The sequence below is a fragment of the Nostoc sp. JL31 genome, assembly GCF_017114965.1.
GTDB classification, from domain to species: Bacteria; Cyanobacteriota; Cyanobacteriia; order Cyanobacteriales; family Nostocaceae; genus Nostoc; species Nostoc punctiforme_A.
Window position 1 is genome coordinate 1 of record NZ_JABXKO010000021.1, and the last position, 18,655, is coordinate 18,655.

17 protein-coding genes are annotated in these 18,655 nt (G+C 43.0%); 8 read left to right on the forward strand and 9 right to left on the reverse strand.

The window, feature by feature from the left end; translation table 11 throughout:
- Positions 1–55: 55 nt before the first annotated feature.
- The 3 genes from HWQ43_RS03380 to HWQ43_RS03390 form a co-directional block, all read right to left on the reverse strand.
- Positions 56–1,783: a site-specific DNA-methyltransferase gene (locus HWQ43_RS03380; RefSeq protein WP_366932776.1), complete on the reverse strand. Its 1,728-nt coding sequence runs from the start codon at positions 1,781–1,783 to the stop codon at positions 56–58.
- Positions 1,784–1,810: 27 nt separating this feature from the next.
- A complete protein-coding gene (locus tag HWQ43_RS03385) occupies positions 1,811–2,329 on the reverse strand; it encodes a hypothetical protein (protein WP_292730233.1) in 519 nt (172 codons plus the stop codon).
- 332 nt (positions 2,330–2,661) lie between these two features.
- Entirely contained in the window at positions 2,662–3,561 is a 900-nt protein-coding gene (locus HWQ43_RS03390) for an alpha/beta fold hydrolase (RefSeq protein WP_292730236.1), read from the reverse strand.
- Between the two features lie 469 nt (positions 3,562–4,030).
- On the opposite strand from HWQ43_RS03390, the gene HWQ43_RS03395 reads away from it, so the two are divergent.
- From HWQ43_RS03395 to HWQ43_RS03415, 5 genes are all read left to right on the forward strand, one after another.
- Positions 4,031–4,585 carry a thioredoxin family protein gene (locus HWQ43_RS03395; RefSeq protein ID WP_292730239.1) on the forward strand — a complete coding sequence of 185 codons (555 nt, stop codon included), beginning with the start codon at positions 4,031–4,033 and terminating at the stop codon, positions 4,583–4,585.
- 71 nt (positions 4,586–4,656) lie between these two features.
- Positions 4,657–5,385 carry a UMP kinase gene (pyrH, locus tag HWQ43_RS03400; RefSeq protein ID WP_292730242.1) on the forward strand — a complete coding sequence of 243 codons (729 nt, stop codon included), beginning with the start codon at positions 4,657–4,659 and terminating at the stop codon, positions 5,383–5,385.
- The gene (gene frr, locus HWQ43_RS03405; protein ID WP_292730245.1) at positions 5,372–5,920 is read left to right on the forward strand and encodes a ribosome recycling factor; all 549 of its coding nucleotides are present in this window, start codon (positions 5,372–5,374) and stop codon (positions 5,918–5,920) included. Before pyrH ends, frr begins: the two co-directional genes overlap by 14 nt.
- Positions 5,921–6,059: 139 nt before the next feature.
- On the forward strand, positions 6,060–7,181 hold the full coding sequence (locus HWQ43_RS03410; protein ID WP_292730246.1) for a geranylgeranyl reductase family protein: 1,122 nt from the start codon (positions 6,060–6,062) through the stop codon (positions 7,179–7,181).
- A gap of 76 nt (positions 7,182–7,257) precedes the next feature.
- A complete protein-coding gene (locus HWQ43_RS03415) occupies positions 7,258–7,683 on the forward strand; it encodes a hypothetical protein (RefSeq protein WP_292730249.1) in 426 nt (141 codons plus the stop codon).
- A gap of 112 nt (positions 7,684–7,795) precedes the next feature.
- On the opposite strand, the gene HWQ43_RS03420 is transcribed toward HWQ43_RS03415, so the two are convergent.
- A complete protein-coding gene (locus HWQ43_RS03420) occupies positions 7,796–8,113 on the reverse strand; it encodes a hypothetical protein (protein ID WP_292730252.1) in 318 nt (105 codons plus the stop codon).
- Between the two features lie 104 nt (positions 8,114–8,217).
- Between HWQ43_RS03420 and lysS the strand changes: the two genes are divergently transcribed.
- A complete protein-coding gene (gene lysS / locus HWQ43_RS03425; protein WP_292730255.1) occupies positions 8,218–9,903 on the forward strand; it encodes a lysine--tRNA ligase in 1,686 nt (561 codons plus the stop codon).
- Positions 9,904–10,163: 260 nt separating this feature from the next.
- On the opposite strand, the gene purF is transcribed toward lysS, so the two are convergent.
- From purF to HWQ43_RS03445, 4 genes are all read right to left on the reverse strand, one after another.
- Entirely contained in the window at positions 10,164–11,663 is a 1,500-nt protein-coding gene (purF, locus tag HWQ43_RS03430) for an amidophosphoribosyltransferase (RefSeq protein WP_292730257.1), read from the reverse strand.
- Between the two features lie 323 nt (positions 11,664–11,986).
- Positions 11,987–14,383 (reverse strand): phosphoribosylformylglycinamidine synthase subunit PurL, encoded by a 2,397-nt coding sequence (gene purL / locus HWQ43_RS03435; protein ID WP_292730259.1) that lies wholly within the window; start codon positions 14,381–14,383, stop codon positions 11,987–11,989.
- Positions 14,384–14,426: 43 nt separating this feature from the next.
- Positions 14,427–14,705 (reverse strand): type II toxin-antitoxin system death-on-curing family toxin, encoded by a 279-nt coding sequence (locus HWQ43_RS03440; protein ID WP_292730262.1) that lies wholly within the window; start codon positions 14,703–14,705, stop codon positions 14,427–14,429.
- A 53-nt stretch (positions 14,706–14,758) separates the two neighbouring features.
- Positions 14,759–15,073: a hypothetical protein gene (locus HWQ43_RS03445; protein ID WP_292730265.1), complete on the reverse strand. Its 315-nt coding sequence runs from the start codon at positions 15,071–15,073 to the stop codon at positions 14,759–14,761.
- 372 nt (positions 15,074–15,445) lie between these two features.
- Here HWQ43_RS03445 and HWQ43_RS03450 point away from each other — a divergent pair, with 372 nt between their 5' ends.
- Positions 15,446–15,583, forward strand: a complete 138-nt coding sequence (locus tag HWQ43_RS03450) for a hypothetical protein (protein ID WP_292730268.1) — start codon at positions 15,446–15,448, stop codon at positions 15,581–15,583.
- 849 nt (positions 15,584–16,432) lie between these two features.
- On the opposite strand, the gene apcD is transcribed toward HWQ43_RS03450, so the two are convergent.
- Positions 16,433–16,918: an allophycocyanin subunit alpha-B gene (gene apcD, locus HWQ43_RS03455; RefSeq protein WP_094348587.1), complete on the reverse strand. Its 486-nt coding sequence runs from the start codon at positions 16,916–16,918 to the stop codon at positions 16,433–16,435.
- A gap of 187 nt (positions 16,919–17,105) precedes the next feature.
- Here apcD and rlmD point away from each other — a divergent pair, with 187 nt between their 5' ends.
- Positions 17,106–18,512 (forward strand): 23S rRNA (uracil(1939)-C(5))-methyltransferase RlmD, encoded by a 1,407-nt coding sequence (rlmD, locus tag HWQ43_RS03460; protein ID WP_292730273.1) that lies wholly within the window; start codon positions 17,106–17,108, stop codon positions 18,510–18,512.
- The last annotated feature ends 143 nt before the right edge of the window (positions 18,513–18,655 follow it).

Here is an 18,655-nt window from a genome sequence, read left to right on the forward strand (position 1 = left end):
AGTTATTTCCGGACTGATTACCGTGATTCACTAATCAACGAATCGCACTTTCTCTTTAAATACGACGAAGTGCGACATCGGGTTGACCAATGAGCCAAAAACTCTCGTTGCTGGCGCGTTTTTTCTTCAGGTCTTCTGTAAGTAGATCAGCATTCATTTGTACTTTGAGTAGAGTCACCCCAGGCCAGTTAGTTTCATCAATATCTTTTGCCGCTTCAGGATCAAATTGAAAAGCAGAAAAAATCACTAGCTTAGGTTTAGGAATTAGCGTTTGTGCTTCTTCAATTGCCATATCTACCTGGCGTTGATCGAGAGGAGCGTGTTCTAACCCAAAGGAAATAACGGCTCGCATTGGCTTGTCTTGATTGCTGTCACTTGAGAGAGAAGCGTTGTCTTCTTCATTACTGGGTTTAGTTTTACCATCAGCATGAAGCCAACGAGTTCCTGGTAAAGGTTCAACTCTGGAAAATAGAATGTATTGACCGCCTTTACCTCGAATTCCTGTTTTTAAAAGCTCCTCTCGCCATTCTGCCTGCCGCAGCGTTTCACCAGAACGAGCAATTGATTGATCAGTAACTGGAGTATTGGAAAACGCTTCAATATAATCAAGAGGTTTAACAGTTGGAGCAGGAACAGCTTCAACCGTAAATGGCCCTGAAACTCTTACTTTTGATTTATCAACAGTAGGTTGGTCGTAAAGAGTTTCTTTAGCAGCGTATTTTTGAATAACTTCCTCAATCTCTTTCCTTGCCATTCCTTCCTTGATTTCTGGGTTGTTGGCAATGGATTTCAGCGTAATACGTGACACTGTTTTATATTTGAAATCGCCACCTAAGCCTTCTTTTATATTCGCCAATTCATAATAATCAAAAACTGCTGTCATCAATCTTTGCTTTGCAAGTGTAATAGCTACACGAGAAGTATCGCAAGTGATCCAACGTCTTCCCCAGCGTTCTGCAACATAGGCTGTAGTACCACTTCCACAGGTTGGATCTAGTACCAAGTCTCCTGGATCAGTTGTCATCAAAAGACAACGCTCTATTGCTCTATGATCTGTCTGTAGAACATAGGTTCTCTGTTCCCCAAATCCACCCGGTCTTAAATCTAACCAAGTACTGTTTAAAGTCTTGTATGGAAACTCATCGTGATAGACTTTCCATCTTAGTGATTTACCAATAGGATGTAACCTTGCGGCGGATGCTAAACGTTTTAAACCTGTGATAGTAGTTTGCCAGCCATATCTTGCAGGTGGCTCATACTCAACATTATTAAAGGTGTATTTGAATGAATTATCATTGCCACGTCTTTGGGAAAATGTTGGCCATAATCTCCAAATACGACCTTCTGGTAATGGTTTCTTGTTTGTTTTTTGTGCTACAGAAAGATCAATAAGTTCTCCATGTTTTGTTTCAACGCAAATATATCGCTCGTTTGGATTCTCTATAGGGTCGCATTCTGTAAACAATTCCTTATACTTTATCTGGTTTATATCCTTCGCAAACCATAGCAAGAAATCATTTACACCTGGCAATAATTTGGATGACTGGCTGCTTGCTTTCATAAGAACAATTTCCATACAAAAGTTATCACTGCCAAATACTTCATCCATTAAGCACCTTACTCGATGGACGTTTTCATCACCTATTTGTACAAAAATAGAACCACTTTCATGAAGTAAATCTTTTGCCAGCCATAAACGATCGCGCAAATAAGATAAATAAGAATGAATTCCTAACTCCCAAGTGTCTCTAAATGCTTTGATTGTTTCTGGTTCTTGGGTCAGGTCTTCATCTTTGCCATCCTTTACATCTCACTTATTGACAAATGGCTGAAAATTTGAACCATATTTAATTCCATAAGGCGGATCGATATAAATCATCTGCACCTGCCCCCCCATACCTTCCTTTTCTAGTAATGAGTTCATTACTAAAAGGGAATCTCCAGCAACTAATCGGTTTGTCCAATTGTGCTTGTGCTTGTAGAACTCAATAGCCTGTCGAATAGGGGGATTTTCTTCTGGGGTTTGAAATAAGGACAGTTGTTTAACCTTTTCATCCTTGCGCTTCCGCACTGCCTCAATAATTGTGCGCGGATCTATGCGTTCATGGACGTGTAGTGATACTGTAGGCACTTCAAAACTGGTATGCTCTACTTTCCCAGCCCAAACTAACTGAGGATCAAGGTGAGGATCGTAGGCATATTTCTTACTACCCTCTTCTGGGTCAGTATCTGGGTTAACTAGCCCAATTGGGGGGTTATTGGCTCGTTGCTGGTTTTCATGCTTGTACTGCTCAATTTCTCTCTGCTCTGATTTCCTCTGCCTTGCCATATCAGTTTCCCTTGCCTCAGAGCTTTTAATTTACAATCTATTAGACCTTTTAAACCAGTTCGTTAAAATTTTCATGACTTAGCTTTTCAATTGGCTTACTACTCGTTGGTAAATTTTCTCCAACCAAATGGGTATTACGGGTTCACCTGCATCTAAAGATATTAAGCCTATCTCAGCCAAAAGGAGGTGCATCTTAGCTCGACTTTATCCAAAATTAAGAACTCGGTTTTCTTTATCTGGCAAAAACCCTGGATTTTTAGCAAATACTTTTCCACCTCACAGATTATCGGCGAAGCTAAACCACCCATTACGTGAAAATTATGCCGAGTCTATTACCGCGATCGCTCCAAAATCCAATCGAGTAAAATCGGATTGACTAACTCCGGCGCTTCATCCTGCGGACAATGCCCCACTCCCTCTAAAGGAATAAACTTTTCTACTTGCGGAAAGTTAGCTAATTCTCTCCCTAATTTAATTGGTTCCCACGGATCGGCTGTTCCCCACAAAATAATCGCCGGACACTGTAACAGTGGTAAAAGGTCTTCTGGTAGTGGCCCTGTAGAATAAGAAGTAAAAGCAAGAAACACAGCCCCAGCCCCTGGATCGCTTGCTGGTGACATCAAAATATCTACCAACTCATCTGTCACCATCTCAGCATTCGAGTATGCTTGCAGGAGAATTTTCCGCACTGTTTTCGGTTTGGCGAGTTGATTGAAAAAGAAATCGCCAACTGGTTTGATAGACAACAGGCGTTGCAGTAGAGGCGCTCCGTAACGACGAGATAAAGGTAAAGTTACCCGTTTGCGATCGTGCAACAGCCGTAAAGAACAGTTGAGTAAAGCAACTCCCAAGGCAATATCTGGATTACTTACTGCTGCTTGCATAGCGACAATACAGCCAATGGAATTTCCCACTAAAAAAGCTGGCTCACCCACTACTTCACGGCAAAAATCTGCTACTTGCTGTCCCCAGGTTTCTAATGTGTAGGTAATTTTTTCACCAGGTTGAGGTTTTGCAGAAGCACCAAAACCAATCAAATCAATAGTATAAACACGGCAATTTTCTGCTAATACAGGAATATTTTTTCGCCAGTGCCACCAAGAAGCACCAAATCCATGCACCAGGACAACAGCTGGCCCAGTAGTTCCTTGGGTTTGATAGCAAATCGGAAAATCTTGCCAAATCCAGGTTTTTGTAGAGTTAAGTGCTGTTTTTGAACTTGAGCTTGTCATGGTAATTTTGATCTAAATAATGCTAAAAGCTTTTTAGCAGCAAAGCACAAGTAAAATTGTTTTTAATTTGCATAAAATTTATCAGATTTTCAAAATAAATCCTTTGCTCTAGTGATAGCCTATACATATACCACAAAAGCTTATAGGCCGATAATACTAGCATTAAGCTGATAATTTTATCCAGTGTAGAGAGTTTTCGTCTTCTTTATAGAGATAATTTACTCACAACTGAGATTATGTCAGTATTAGAAATCATAACTTCTCTAATGTGAGTAATCTTTGGGCTATTTTTTACATGTGAGTGAATTAGCATCAGTGGTAGATTCAGTAGTTTCACAATTTACGATCGCAAATTTGGTCTATAAGATTGGCGAATATGAGGCATCGGCTAAGGGGTGGTTTGGAACTGGAAACTGACGCTGAATTTAACAATATTTTTTTTTGTTCCTAGTTCTGCGAGCCAGAAAACATGAATCTACTAGAAACAATTGATACTCCCGTTGGGAGCTACGCACCGGATTTTGAATTGCCAGGAATTGATGGTCAAGTACACCATCTCAGGCGTTATCTTGAGAAGTTCCGAGCAGTCGGCGTTATTTCTATGTGTAATCACTGCCCTTATGTAGAGCGGTATTTAGGCAGGCTAAAAAACATTCAAGCCGAATTTGCCCCAAAAAGCTTCACATTAATTGGACTCAATGGTAGTAATGTTGACTACGACACTAGGTCAAGCTTTGAAAATATGAAAGCTTTTGCCCGACGTCACCAGTTGAACTTTCCTTACCTGTGGGACTCAACGCAAGATGTGACCGGTAGTTTCGGTGCAACAAAAACACCAACGGCCTTTCTCATAGACACAAATGGTATAGTTCGTTACAAAGGTAAAATTGATAATCATCCCCAAGAGCGATTATCAGTGGGAGAGGATTATTTGAGAAGTGCGATCGCGTCTCTATTTAAAGGTGAAGAAATAACCATACCACAAACAGAACCAGTAGGTACTACATTGATTTGGCGTAACTAGACATAGATAGTCCCTGTAACTGTTATCTTAAATTGGAGGCAATTGCAACTTTTTTGATAAAGCGTAACTTCATGGGAACGAATTACCGACGGGTTTTACTCAAACTGAGCGGTGAAGCCTTAATGGGCAACATGGGCTATGGCATTGATCCCGAAGTGGTCAAAGGAATAGCACAAGAATTAGCAGAGGTGATAGCCACTGGTACTCAAATCGCCATAGTTGTTGGCGGCGGCAATATTTTTCGTGGCGTCAAAGCAGCGTCGGCGGGGATGGACAGGGCAACCGCTGACTATATCGGGATGATTGCCACGGTAATGAATGCCATGACGCTGCAAGATTCGCTAGAACGCATAGGAGTACAGACGCGAGTGCAAACCGCGATCGCTATGCAAGAATTAGCGGAACCGTATATCCGTCGTCGTGCCATCCGTCATCTTGAAAAAGGACGGGTGGTAATTTTTGGTGCTGGTTCTGGAAATCCCTTTTTTACTACAGATACTACTGCGGCATTAAGAGCCGCAGAAATTGATGCCGAGGTGATTTTTAAAGCCACCAAAGTAGATGGAGTATATGATGCCGATCCTCATATTTATCCTGACGCCAAGCGTTACAATAGCTTAACCTACGCGCACGTTTTAGCCAAAGATTTGCGGGTGATGGATAGTACTGCGATCGCCTTGTGTAAAGAAAATAATATCCCAATTTTGGTATTTGACCTAACGGTGCGAGGTAACATCCACCGAGCAGTCATGGGAGAATCCATCGGCACCCTTGTGGGAGGTTCTTGTGAAATTAGCTGAAGCTGAAAGTACGATGCAAAAAACCGTTGAGGCAACTCAACGAGCTTTTAACTCGATTCGCACTGGTCGCGCCAATGCGAGTCTATTAGATAAGGTATTGGTGGACTATTACGGTTCGCCTACTTCCTTAAAATCACTGGCAAATATTAGCACGCCGGATGCTACGACGATCTTAATTCAACCCTACGAGCGCAATACCCTAAACATCGTTGAGAAGGCTATTTCCCTCTCAGATGTGGGTTTAACACCCAGTAACGACGGTTCTGTAATCCGGTTGAATATTCCGCCCTTAACCAGCGAGCGTCGTAAAGAATTCGTCAAAATGGCATCCAAATATGCTGAAGAGGGTCGTGTTGCTATTCGCAACATTCGCCGCGATGCCATAGACGCCATTCGCAAACAGGAGAAAGCCTCTGAAATCTCCAAAGATGAATCAAAAGACCAACAAGACAACTTGCAAAAACTGACAAATGAGTATACTGCCAAAATAGACTCACTGTTGGCAGAAAAAGAAAAAGACATCACGACTGTTTAAAGTCTAAAGTCTTAAGTATAAAGGCTGAAGGATAATGGATAGATTCTTCAGCCTTTATCATTTCTTAGGTATCTAGCAAAAATTGATCAAAAGTATCTCAATAGAAAATAAACTAATTGGGGAGCAAAAATTCAGCCTTATGTACGACTGCATCATCGTCGGCGCTGGGCCAGCTGGTGGAACAGCAGCCTATCATTTAGCCAAACAAGGTCGCTCAGTATTAGTCTTAGAAAAAGAATCTCTGCCAAGATATAAACCTTGTGGCGGTGGTGTATCTCCAGCGATCGCTCAATGGTTTGACTTTGATTTTAGCCCAGCGATTTCTGTGAAAGCCAACTCCCTTCGTTTTACCTGGAAATTAGGCGACCCCGTGGAAGCAAAAATCGCCACCAAAGAACCAGTCTGGATGGTGCGACGAGATATTTTTGACCATTTCCTAGTGCAGCAAGGACAAAAGCAAGGGGCTGAACTACGAGATAATACGGAAGTAACTAGTATTGAATTTCAAAGTGACTATTGGCAAGTTAACACAGCTAATGGTGCAGTTACAGGTCGCTACTTAATCGCAGCCGATGGTGCCAAAGGATCAATGGCAAAATGGCTAGGTTTCAAAGAACGTAAACGTTTGCTCACAGGGGCTTTAGAGGCAGAAATCCCTGGCATCATGGAAAACAAACCCACAATTCATTTTGAGTTTGGCTTGGTCAAAAACGGCTATCTCTGGAACTTCCCCAAAGCTGATGGTTATTCTATAGGTGTCGGGACGTTTATTGGTCGTCAACCCCAGGACTTCAAAAAGATTTTGGATGAGTACGCCAAATCGTTGAATGTAGACCTCAAAACCAGCAAACAATATGGTCATCCCCTATGTATTTGGGATGGCAATCAAAAGCTACACACGCAAAATGCGGTTTTAGCTGGGGAAGCTGCTTGTGTGGTTGATCCCATGACAGCAGAAGGCATTCGCCCCTCAATTTTTAGTGGTTTACTCGCAGCCGCAACTATTAATGAAGCACTTTCTGGTGACACTAACGCTTTAGAAAAATATAGCGAAGCCATTAATGAAGAGTTGGGTACTGAGATGGCTTGGGCGCAAAAATTAGCTGGAGCATTCTATCGGTTTTCCAACATTGGCTACAAAGTTGGTGTTAAGCATCCCTCGGCTCCCCAAATCATGGGTAAGATTATGTGTGGAGAACTGCGCTATGGCGATGTTGCCGGTCGTGCCCTCAAGCATTTAATTCCTGGTTTTGGAAGTTAATTAACCAGATAAGTTACTTGAGCAACTTGTTAAAGGTAGGCAAACTTCTGCCAGATTGTACTAGATATTTTTCAATATGGCAATTTACTTGACAAAACGGCTGTCTATGTTCGCTAATATTCTTGCTCTTATCCTCTTCATGCCGGGAATTGCCTTAGCTGTACCCGTTCAAATCAATACGACTTATGGTGTTATTTTCCCCCAAAGTACCAAAACTGCAAGCTACTCCACCTCGTCGGAGATTAGCCTGACTCCCTTACAACACCAGGAACTCCAGGCTGTGCGTCAGAGAAGAAATAAGGAAATTGCGGCAGTATTAAACTCATCTCAGCGTGACCAACTTAATCACAATCTCCGGGCTGGTAATAATATCAAGCAAGCGCTAGAAAAACTAAATTTGCAACCAGAACAGCAAGACTTAGTAAAGGCGATCGTGCAATTTACTAACTTGAAAATAAAAGCTATTTCATCTAGGCATTTGCTAAAAATAGCAGAGAAGTAAAGGTTTGATTTGTAGAACTGATGGAAAAATTTGACTAATTGGCACTTCGATTTCTGGAAAGGCAATCAAGGATAACGTTGCACCCTACTGCAAAATAAATTCAATAAAGATTTCATTTGGTGCAGGATGACTCAATGTACTTTCGCGCATCAATCTGGACAACAGCGATACCTGGCTCAGGTTCCGAGTATTGGCTCAACTGAATGGGATCTTGCACCCGAACTAAGCCAACTTCTGATAGCAGCCGCTTGAGGTAGTCAGACGCACACAGCGTTGTCGCTGCGTAAGGAGGCTTTTTGGCACTCATCTGGATAACAACAACAACTTGCCCTTCAATCAGTTCAACCCGTTCATTTTCTGTAAAAATACCCGTTTCAAACATCCGGTGATATTCGTTTACAGTCCATAGACGGACTCTAGTTTGTGTCATTGTGTATTTCCTTTAGCCATCCGCACATCATTTTTAGGCGATTATCTCTTACTCTCAACTTTGGCAGCATCTATAATTAATCTTGCCCTATTTAGTTCGTTACCATGTCGGAAGAAGATATCCGAGCCGCCAGGCTGGAGAAAGTAGAACAGCTTAAGCAGCTAGGGACTAATCCTTATGCCTATCGTTGGGAATCCACCCATCACGCAGCGCAGTTGCAAGAAAAATTTGCCGATTTATCCAGTGGTGAAGAAGTTGATTTGGAAGTTGCCATAGCCGGACGCATTATGGCACGTCGCGTTTTCGGTAAATTAGCTTTCTTCACCTTGCAAGATGAAACCGGCACAATTCAGCTTTATCTGGATAAAAATCGCATCCAAGAAGGTATGGCAGATATTGATGCCGATGCCTTCAATCACCTGAAGCAACTTACAGATGCAGGCGACATTCTCGGAGCCAAAGGTACTATTAAACGGACTGAAAAGGGCGAGTTATCTGTCTACGTTAAACAATATACTATCCTCACTAAATCCCTGTTACCTCTACCCGACAAGTGGCATGGATTAACGGATGTTGCCAAGCGCTACCGTCAGCGCTACGTTGACTTGATTGTAAACCCAGAAGTGCGGCAAACTTTCCGCCGTCGCGCCCAAATTACTGCCGGTATTCGCCGCTATTTAGAACAGCGAGATTTTCTGGAAATTGAAACGCCAGTTTTGCAAAGTGAGACTGGAGGTGCAGATGCGCGTCCATTTATTACCTACCACAACACTTTAGAAATGGAGTTGTATCTGCGAATTGCTACAGAACTCCATCTCAAGCGGTTGATTGTAGGTGGTTTTGAAAAGGTGTTTGAATTGGGGCGGGTTTTCCGCAATGAGGGAATTTCGACTCGACACAATCCCGAATTTACGACGATTGAAGTTTACCAAGCCTACGCTGACTACAACGATATGATGGCGTTGACTGAAGGGATTATTACCACTGTCGCCCAAGAGGTACTCGGTACATTGGAAATTACCTACCAAGGGGAACCGATAGATTTAACACCACCTTGGCGACGGGTGACAATGCACGATCTAGTGAAAGAATTTACAGGCTTGGATTTTAATTCGTTCCAAAGTTTGGAAGAAGCGAAAACAGCGAGTAAAAATGCTGCTATTCCTGGTATAGATGAAGCACAATCAATTGGTAAGTTACTAAATTTAGCCTTTGAAGAGAAGGTAGAAGCCAATTTAATTCAACCTACCTTTGTAATTGATTACCCTGTAGAAATTTCGCCCTTAGCAAAACCTCACCGTTCTGTGCCTGGTTTGGTAGAACGATTTGAGTTATTTATAGTCGGGCGAGAAACTGGGAATAGTTTCTCAGAACTTACCGATCCCATCGATCAAAGAGAACGTTTAGAAGCTCAAGCGGCGCGGAAAGCTGCTGGTGACTTGGAAGCCCAAGGTGTAGATGAAGACTTTCTGACAGCTTTGGAATACGGGATGCCGCCTACAGGTGGTTTAGGGATTGGGATTGATCGGTTAGTGATGTTATTAACTGATTGTGCCAGTATTCGGGATGCGATCGCCTTCCCCTTACTCAAACCTCCCAGCAGCCTGATTAAAGAATTTCGTTATGATCCAACAACTCAAACACTAACTATTGAATTTGACAATGGAAGTGTTTATGAGTATTTCAAAGTACCCCTTAGTGTAAAGGAAGGCTTAGAAAATGCACCGTCTGATGGTCAATACTTTAACAAGTTTATTAAAGGGAAATTTAAGTTTGAACAATTGAGTTGAGTTAGTAAAAATAAATGGGGCGATGACTTGCCCTATTCATCAACTTGATTCGGATTTGGTGAGAGTTTCGCCTGGAGTGTCTCTCGTTCCCATGCTCTGCATGAGAATGGCTGATTAGAGGCCCTGCCTCCAATCAGACATTTTTAGGGCTTGTATGTACACCGTAGACTAGAGAAGGAGGAGAATTCAAAGCCTCTCAAGAGCAGGAGCGAAAAGTCTGAGTGCGGACTTGTCTCCTCTTCTCCCTAATTCCCCAATCCCTACACCACTACCTTTTCCAGGATCAGCTTAGAACGTTTCACTTGCTCAGGAATCGTTACGGGATAATCTCCGGTGAAGCAGGCAGAACAGAAACTATTGGTGTCTTCTCGTGTTGCTTCTAGCATTCCTTCCCAACTCAGATAGGCGAGACTGTCTACTTCCAGTTGCTTGGCAATTTCTGCTACTGACTTGGTAGCAGCAATTAGCTGATCCTGAGAATCGGTATCGATGCCATAGAAGCAGGGATGAGTTACAGGCGGAGAAGAAATTCGCATGTGTACCTCTACTGCACCTGCGTCACGTAAGGTTTTGACTAGTTTACGGCTGGTAGTACCTCGTACAATCGAGTCGTCTACAATAATTACTCGTTTACCTAGCAGCACATCTTTGAGGGGGTTGAGTTTCATCCGCAGACCCGATTCCCGCATGGTTTGGGTTGGTTGAATGAAGGTTCGCCCAACATAGCGATTTTTAATCAGTCCTTCGCCGTAAGCGACACCAGACGCTTGGGAAAATCCAATAGCAGCAGGTATACCAGAATCAGGAACACCAAAGACAATATCGGCATCTACACAAGATTCTTTAGCTAGCTGGTGTCCTAATCGCATTCGATAGCTGTACAAACTCTCGTTGTGCATGACGCTATCAGGGCGGGCAAAGTAAATCATTTCAAAGATACACAATTTCCGCTCAGATTTTTGACTCCAATGATAAGAAGCTAAACCTTCTTCAGTAATCCAAACTAATTCACCTGGTTCTACGTCTCGCAGGTATTCGGCTCCAATGATATCTAAACCACAAGTCTCGGAAGCCAAAACGTAACGGACTGGATTACCAGCCAAAGTGCCGATTACTAAGGGGCGGATTCCATTAGGGTCACGGACACCCATAACGCCGACGGGAGTCCCAATAACTAAACTAAAGGCTCCTTGGCAACGGTGAAATGCCTTAATTGCACCTTCTAGCCAATCAGCGCCCGTATCTATGGCTTCGGCGATCGCAAAAGCGATCATTTCTGAGTCTGTTGTGGTGACTAAGTTACATTTATTCTCAAGCAACTCTTGACGTAGTTGCACGGTATTGACTAAATTCCCATTATGTGCAAGTGCTATGGAACCTAAACGGGTTTCCAGCACTGCGGGTTGAGCATTAACTTTGCGGCTAGAACCTGTGGTGGAATAACGAGTGTGACCAACAGCAAGACTACCAGGCAATTGATCCAAGACAGATTCATTGAAGACTTGAGACACTAAGCCCATATCTTTGTGGAGATGTACTTGGGTTCCCTCAAAGGTAGCAATACCAGCTGATTCTTGACCCCGATGCTGGAGGGCATACAATCCAAAGTAGGTCAGTTTAGCAACGTTTTCTCCTGGGGCGTAGATGCCAAAAACACCACAAGCTTCTTCTGGCTTGTCAGGCTGATTTTCATGACTATTGATTGGGTTGTTGTTCTGGTCGGGGTATTCATCCGAAGTGACAGAATGAATAGAAATCATGCTAGCTTTGCTCCTGGTGGGGGGGTCAATCAATTTTGAATTTGAGATTGACAATTTTGGATTGATCGCACCGTAGTAAAGATGCGGCTTGGGATTTTAGAATGGCGATTTTAGATTTTTTGCCCAGTAAGAGCAAGATATGAACTAGAAGCAACGCCCCTAATCCAAAATCTAAAATTCAAAATCTAAAATTGGTAGTCAGTCGCTGGGATTAGATAGATGGCTGCGGAGTTCTTAACAAATCTTTAACCATCCATTAAAACAGTACCGTAAATTTGCTCAGAGACGCTAAAAGTTGTGAGTGAAGTCTAAATACTCAGCATTCAGCGCTCAGAAGTAGTGGTATGGATGGCGAGACGTTTGGCGATCGCATGGGAATAGCGATCTTCCATATCTTCGATACTAACTTTGATTAAGGTTTGGTTATCAGTGGTGAAAACCCCCAAACCCGTCTCAAAATTACCAACTACACCCAGTTTTTGCCACTCTTGACCCAGATGTTCCTGTAAATATGATTCCCAAATTTCTTGTTGTGCTGATGCTAAAGAAACTAAAATTCTGGCACCACCTTCGGCAAACAACACCTCGTCAAGGCGGTTTAACTGTGTAGGTGCTATTTCTAAATTGATTTCCGCACCAAGATTGCCAGCAAGACAACATTCGGCTAGTGCGATCGCCACTCCTCCCTCAGCAGAATCGTGGGCTGAACGTACCCAACCATTACGAATTCCTTCACGACAAACTTTCTGGACGCGGCGTTCCAAGTCAAAATCTACCCGTGGTGGTTTTCCGGCAACAGTCCCGTGGATAGTGGCTAAATATTCAGATGCTCCCAAACTGATTTGAGATGTCAGAGGCAATCCGAGAAGATAAATCACATCGCCGGATGCTTGCCAACCTTGACCACAAATTTTGGTTATATCAGGAATTAAGCCCACCATACCGACAACAGGAGTGGGATAAATAGGTTGTGGGATGCCTTGAGAATCAAGAGTTTCATTGTACAAAGAGACATTACCACCTGTGACTGGTGTCGCCAATTCTCGGCAACCTTCCGCCAAACCGCGACAAGCTTCTGCCAATTGCCAGTAACCAATGGGTTTTTCTGGAGAGCCAAAATTTAGATTATCCGTCACCGCCAGAGGTTCAGCACCTACACAGCTAAGATTGCGTGCAGCTTCTGCCACCACTGCCTTAGCTCCTTCGTAAGGGTCAAGATAAACATAACGAGGATTGCAATCTACCGTGGCAGCAACACCGCGTTGGGCATTGAGGGTTTCCTTGTCTCCTTGTCCTCCTTGTCCCCTTGTCCCCTTGTCCTCTTCCAGGGGGCGCAAACGGATAACAGCCGCATCTGCACCACCTGGCAGCATGACTGTATTATTTTGTACTTGATGGTCATACTGACGATATACCCAATTTTTAGAAGCGATCGTGGGTGTATCAAGCAAAGTTAAGAGAATATCATTCCAACTTTGCAGCCCTCCTAGAAGTTCTATTCCAGCAGTTGTAGAAGGAGGTAGGGAATCAGGAGTCCATTCCCAAGCTTGACGTGCATATTCTGGTGCTTCTGCCAATAACTCCCGATTATATAGTGGCGTATTCTCCGCCAAAGCCTCAGCGGGAATTTCTGCTGCTACTTCACCCTGAAAGAGAATCCGCACAATAGGTTCAGCGATGACTGTACCAGCAACAACGGCTTGAAGTCCCCAACGGTGAAAAATGTCGATTAATTCTTGCTCACGCCCTTTATGAGCAACAAACAGCATTCGTTCTTGAGATTCCGAAAGCAGATATTCATAGGGAACCATCCCCGTTTCTCTGACGGGAATCTTATCTAAATCTAGTTCAATTCCCACACCGCCTTTTGCCGCCATCTCTGAGGTAGAACAGGTGATTCCCGCTGCTCCCATATCTTGGGCGGCAACAACTGCACCCGTCTTAAACGCCTCCAGACAAGCTTCAATTAACGACTTTTCCAAAAAGGGATCGCCCACTTGCACAGCAGGGCGATCGTCTATGGATTGATCGCTCAATTCTGCACTAGCAAAACTCGCGCCTCCCATACCATCACGCCCAGTGGTGGAACCAACATACAGCACGGGATTGCCTAAGCCAGATGCTCCAGATTTGACGATTTCTGAGGTTTCCATCAACCCTAGTGCCATAACGTTCACTAGAGGATTTCCAGAATAAGCAGAGTCAAAGTAAACTTCACCGCCAACGGTGGGTACTCCCACACAATTACCATAATGTGAAATTCCCGCCACTACGCCTTGGAACAGCCTTTGAGTTTTGGCATCTTCTAAGGAACCGAAGCGCAGTGAGTTTAATAGAGCAATGGGACGCGCACCCATTGTAAAAATATCTCTGAGAATACCTCCGACTCCCGTTGCAGCTCCTTGAAAGGGTTCGACCGCTGAGGGGTGGTTGTGGGATTCAATTTTAAAAGCTAGTTGGAGTCCATCACCCAAGTCTACAACACCAGCATTTTCACCAGGGCCCACGAGGATGCGGGGACCCTCGGTGGGAAATTGTTTGAGTAGAGGTCGAGAATTTTTATAACAGCAATGCTCTGACCACATCACGCCAAACATTCCCAGTTCAGCTTTGTTGGGATGACGGCCTAGCCGACGGACAATTTCTGCGTATTCTTCTGGTTTAAGACCTTCAGCAGCAATTTCTTGGGGGGAAAAGGCTGGTTTTGAGGTTGCAGTCATGGAAGTAATGCACTCTGGGGGGACAGAGCATTATTCTATCGATTTACTTGCCCTGTAAGTGCAGTTCCAGAAATGTAGATAATTCTTCTTTGGATATTTCTTTCTGAACTACTTGAATCACCAAGTTGTAAACTTGCTCTTGGGATAAGTTCAAACTGTAGCCGTTTAAGGTTATGAAGGTATCCATAACCGCAAATGCAGTGCGTTTGTTGCCATCAATAAACGGATGGTTCATCGCCAAATGGTACAGGTATGCTGCTGCTTGCTCGTGAATTGTAGGATGGAGTAGTTCGCCGCCAAAAGTAGCTTGAGGTTGTACCAAAGCTGTTTATCTCATCTTGGTGAATGTCTAGGACTTGAGAAATAGAAAGAAATCTAGGAGTTTGCAAGGCGACGGTAAACCTCCTGCCATTTCTGTTTAGAAGCCAAATAAGCCTGCCATACCTCTTCATCTGAGGCAATCTGATTTGAGGGAGTATTTTCTAATTTGTCTTTACTTTGTTCAATTTCGCGGAAAAATTCGCCAAAATCAGGAATATTTAATAATAGTTTCTCAGTTGCTTCGCTTTCTTCTGTTTTTTGTAAATAAGCAATAATTGCAACTGCTACTCGCAACTTCTCAGAAGGAAGTTGACGTAACAGACTTTCGGCTTCTGATAAATAAGTGCTGTGCTTTTGTTCTGTTGCCATCGTTACCCCAAGCTAGGTTCGTTGCCAGTTGTGAATCAGTTTTGCCCCTAAATCTAGCTTCTCGCGCTATTGTGATTTACTCAATCAAGGCAACTGCAAAAACACTTAATTTTATAGTCAATTAAGCTGAATAGGGATAATTTGAGTAATCTTACTATTATTACAAATAAAGGCTTGTTTGTAAAATTAAGATTAACTAAATGCAACATTATTGAAGTAGGAAAATTCATTTTCCTATAATCTTTATTCAGGTTTTTCACAGTCCTAATCCATTGGAATAAACTATTTGTTATTGCTATAGTTGACGCAATTTTAGCTGGTTCGGGTATAGCTGCTACTGGAATTATTTCTATTTCAAGCACAGTAATAACAATGCTTATAGCAGGAGCTAGTATGGAGACAATATCAGCAGCAGTAGGAGCAATGTTGAATACAATTTATGCAGCCACCGCATCAGTTCAATTAGTAGCTATGTTGGTGAATGGCGTTAAAAGTATTTTGGGATGCTAATTTATGCTGCAAAGCGCCATGCCTAAGACGGCAAGCTACGCATTTCTAATTTTGTGTAAATTTAAGCGCGATCGCTCTTCAATTAAACTTTAACTAAATACCTGTATTTTCATCTTGGTAAATATTGGCAGTAGATGCCGTGCAGCCTTTATTACAAGCAAACTTGTTTCTTGGATGGAGGGGTAGTAAAACCCCAGAATGCACTCAACAGGATTATTCCGACCATGAACTAGACAAGATGAAGATCATTAGCACACCAAATGCTTTAGTCTTTAAAGATAACTTTATTTTTTAATGTTGGTGAAATTTCTAGCTCCTTTACTTACGTGAGTCTAGTCTTACTCAGAGATTATTCGGGTATATGCAGTTTAGATGTAACAATCAAGTGACGAGAATCACACATATCGATGATTAGGATCGTCTCGTTCATCTCGCTAACTAGGCATAATTAATGACAACTGAACTCTAGCCGAGTCATTAATAGGGAACACACTTAATAGCCGACAGCCTTAATCAAGGACTGTCGGTTTTTTGTATCTATATTGTTGTCCTTGTCTTTTGAGCAATGCCCCTCAAGAGTCCTGAGTAATGAGTGCTGAGTAGGGAAAATTTCAACTCGGAACTCGGAACGGGCTAAACGCCCCGCTACCTCTAACGGAACTGTTTTGCCCCATACCCATAAAATTTCCCCACAACTGGTTGGTAACTTGACAGAGATTTTGCCACAGCCACTACCAAATGTGGGGAAGGTATGATCAAATTGGGGATCTTATGCCTATCGAGTGCTAATATTTTGCACTCACTCTAGTAGACCGAAACTATATTCCTAGAACCAGCACACACTTTGTATTAAGACATCGCTTGAATGATGTAATCAAAGTAAGGTGCTGCTTCGGCAGCGTCTTCCGCACTCAGTAAGCTAAGAGAGGCTGTTTTGAGGGAATTGATCGCTTCTACCATTCCAGGCACGGGAACGCCCAATGAATTATACATTTCCCGGACACCAATCAAACCGATTTTTTCAATTGGCTCTTTGTCACCGGCAAGTACACCATAAGTAATTAGGCGTAAGTACCAGCCAAAATCACGGATACATAGAGAGCGTTGGCGTTCACCGTAAGCATTACCTCCAGGGGAGATAAAGTCAGGACGCTTCTGCCAAAGTTGTTTGGTTGCTTCTTGAACTATCTTCTTTTCGTTTTCAGCTAAGGTAGCCGCAATCCGCGTCCGTTGTACACCGGTTTGCAAAAAGTCTTTGATATTTTTAAGTTCGCCACTGCTGGGATAACGCAGTTCGTCGTCGGCTTTGAGAATAACTTGGCTAATTACAGTCATGATGATTGAAATCACCTGAAATATTATCTGTTAGTTTAGCGAGTTGGAGGTACACAAGTGAAGGGATCGGAGCTACTTATGTATTGAATTTATCTGTTTGGGGGAGTGAGGACTGGGGAGTGGGGATAAAAAAAGTGTTTTCCTAATGCCCCATGCCCAATAACAAATGACAAATGACAAACGACAAATGACTAAAATAATTTGGCAACAGGGTGAATTAATTGAAGTGACGATCGCTAACCTGAGTGATACAGGCGATGGTGTGGGACGCGCTGATGAACGTGTAGTGTTTGTCCCAGATACTGTCCCAGGCGATCGCGCCATTGTCCGCTTAGTACATGTTAAACCTAAATACGCCCACGGTAAGCTCCAACAGCTATTGGAGGCATCCCCCCACCGTATACGACCTAGTTGCATTGTGGCGGATAAGTGCGGTGGTTGCCAGTGGCAGCATATTAATTATGATTACCAGCTAGTAGCCAAGCAAAATCAAGTTATCCAAGCAATAGAGCGCATTGGCGGTTTTATTCAACCACCAGTAGATCCGGTACTTGCTGCCCCTTCCGCTTTCGGCTACCGTAACAAATCTACATATCCTCTCTCGCTATCGGCAACAGGACAAGTACAGGCTGGTTACTATCAAAAAGGTAGTCACCAATTAATTAATTTAAATCAATGTCCAGTTCAAGATGCGCGATTAAATCCCTTACTTGCCGAAGTTAAGCAGGATATTCAACAGCAAGGTTGGCAAATTTACGACGAACAGTGCCACCAAGGAAAAATTCGCCATCTCGGTTTACGCATTGGCCGACACACTGGAGAAATGTTGCTGACTTTGGTGGTGAAGGACTGGAATTTATCAGGAATTGAAACCCAAGCCCAGGAATGGTTAAAGCGCTATCCGCAGTTAGTGGGAGTGTCGCTCAACCGCAATAGCGATCGCACAAATGCTATCTTTGGATCAGAAACCCGTTGCATCGCTGGAGTACCCCACCTGCGGGAAAATTTTGCTGGACTGGAATTTCAAGTACGCCCAGATACATTTTTCCAAGTGTATACCGAAACAGCAGAGGCACTATTACAGGTAATTCAATCAGAACTCAATCTTCAAGGGCATGAGTTCCTAGTTGATGCCTATTGTGGTATAGGGACTTTAACTTTACCCCTCGCCAAAAAAGTACGTATTGCTACAGGATTAGAAGTGCAAGCAGCAGCAGTAGAACAAGCAATTTTGAATGCCCACCGCAACGGAATTGATAATGCGACATTCCAAGTCGGGGCAGTAGAAAAATTGCTTCCCCAAATGGGCACAATACCAGAAGTAGTAATACTCGATCCGCCACGTAAGGGGTGCGATCGCGCAGTCATAGATACTTTACGGCAATTGAAACCATCTCGGATCGTTTACGTCAGCTGTAAAGTAGCTACCCTCGCCCGCGACCTGAAATTGCTTTGTCAAGATGGGCAATATACCATCACACGGGTACAACCTGCTGATTTTTTTCCTCAAACTGCTCATGTTGAAACTGCCGCCTTTCTTGTGCTATCACATTTTGACAAGGGTAGTAATTCCTTCAAAAAAACTGAAATTTGAAAATTTTAGTCTAGTGCATACTAAAGATGCTAAAATTGAATTAAGCCAAAAATAAAAATTCATTTTGTTTAAATAAATTCAAGTTGCATAGGTTCTTAAAAACATGAAGAGGATTGCGTAAATTATAAATCGGCAACTAACTA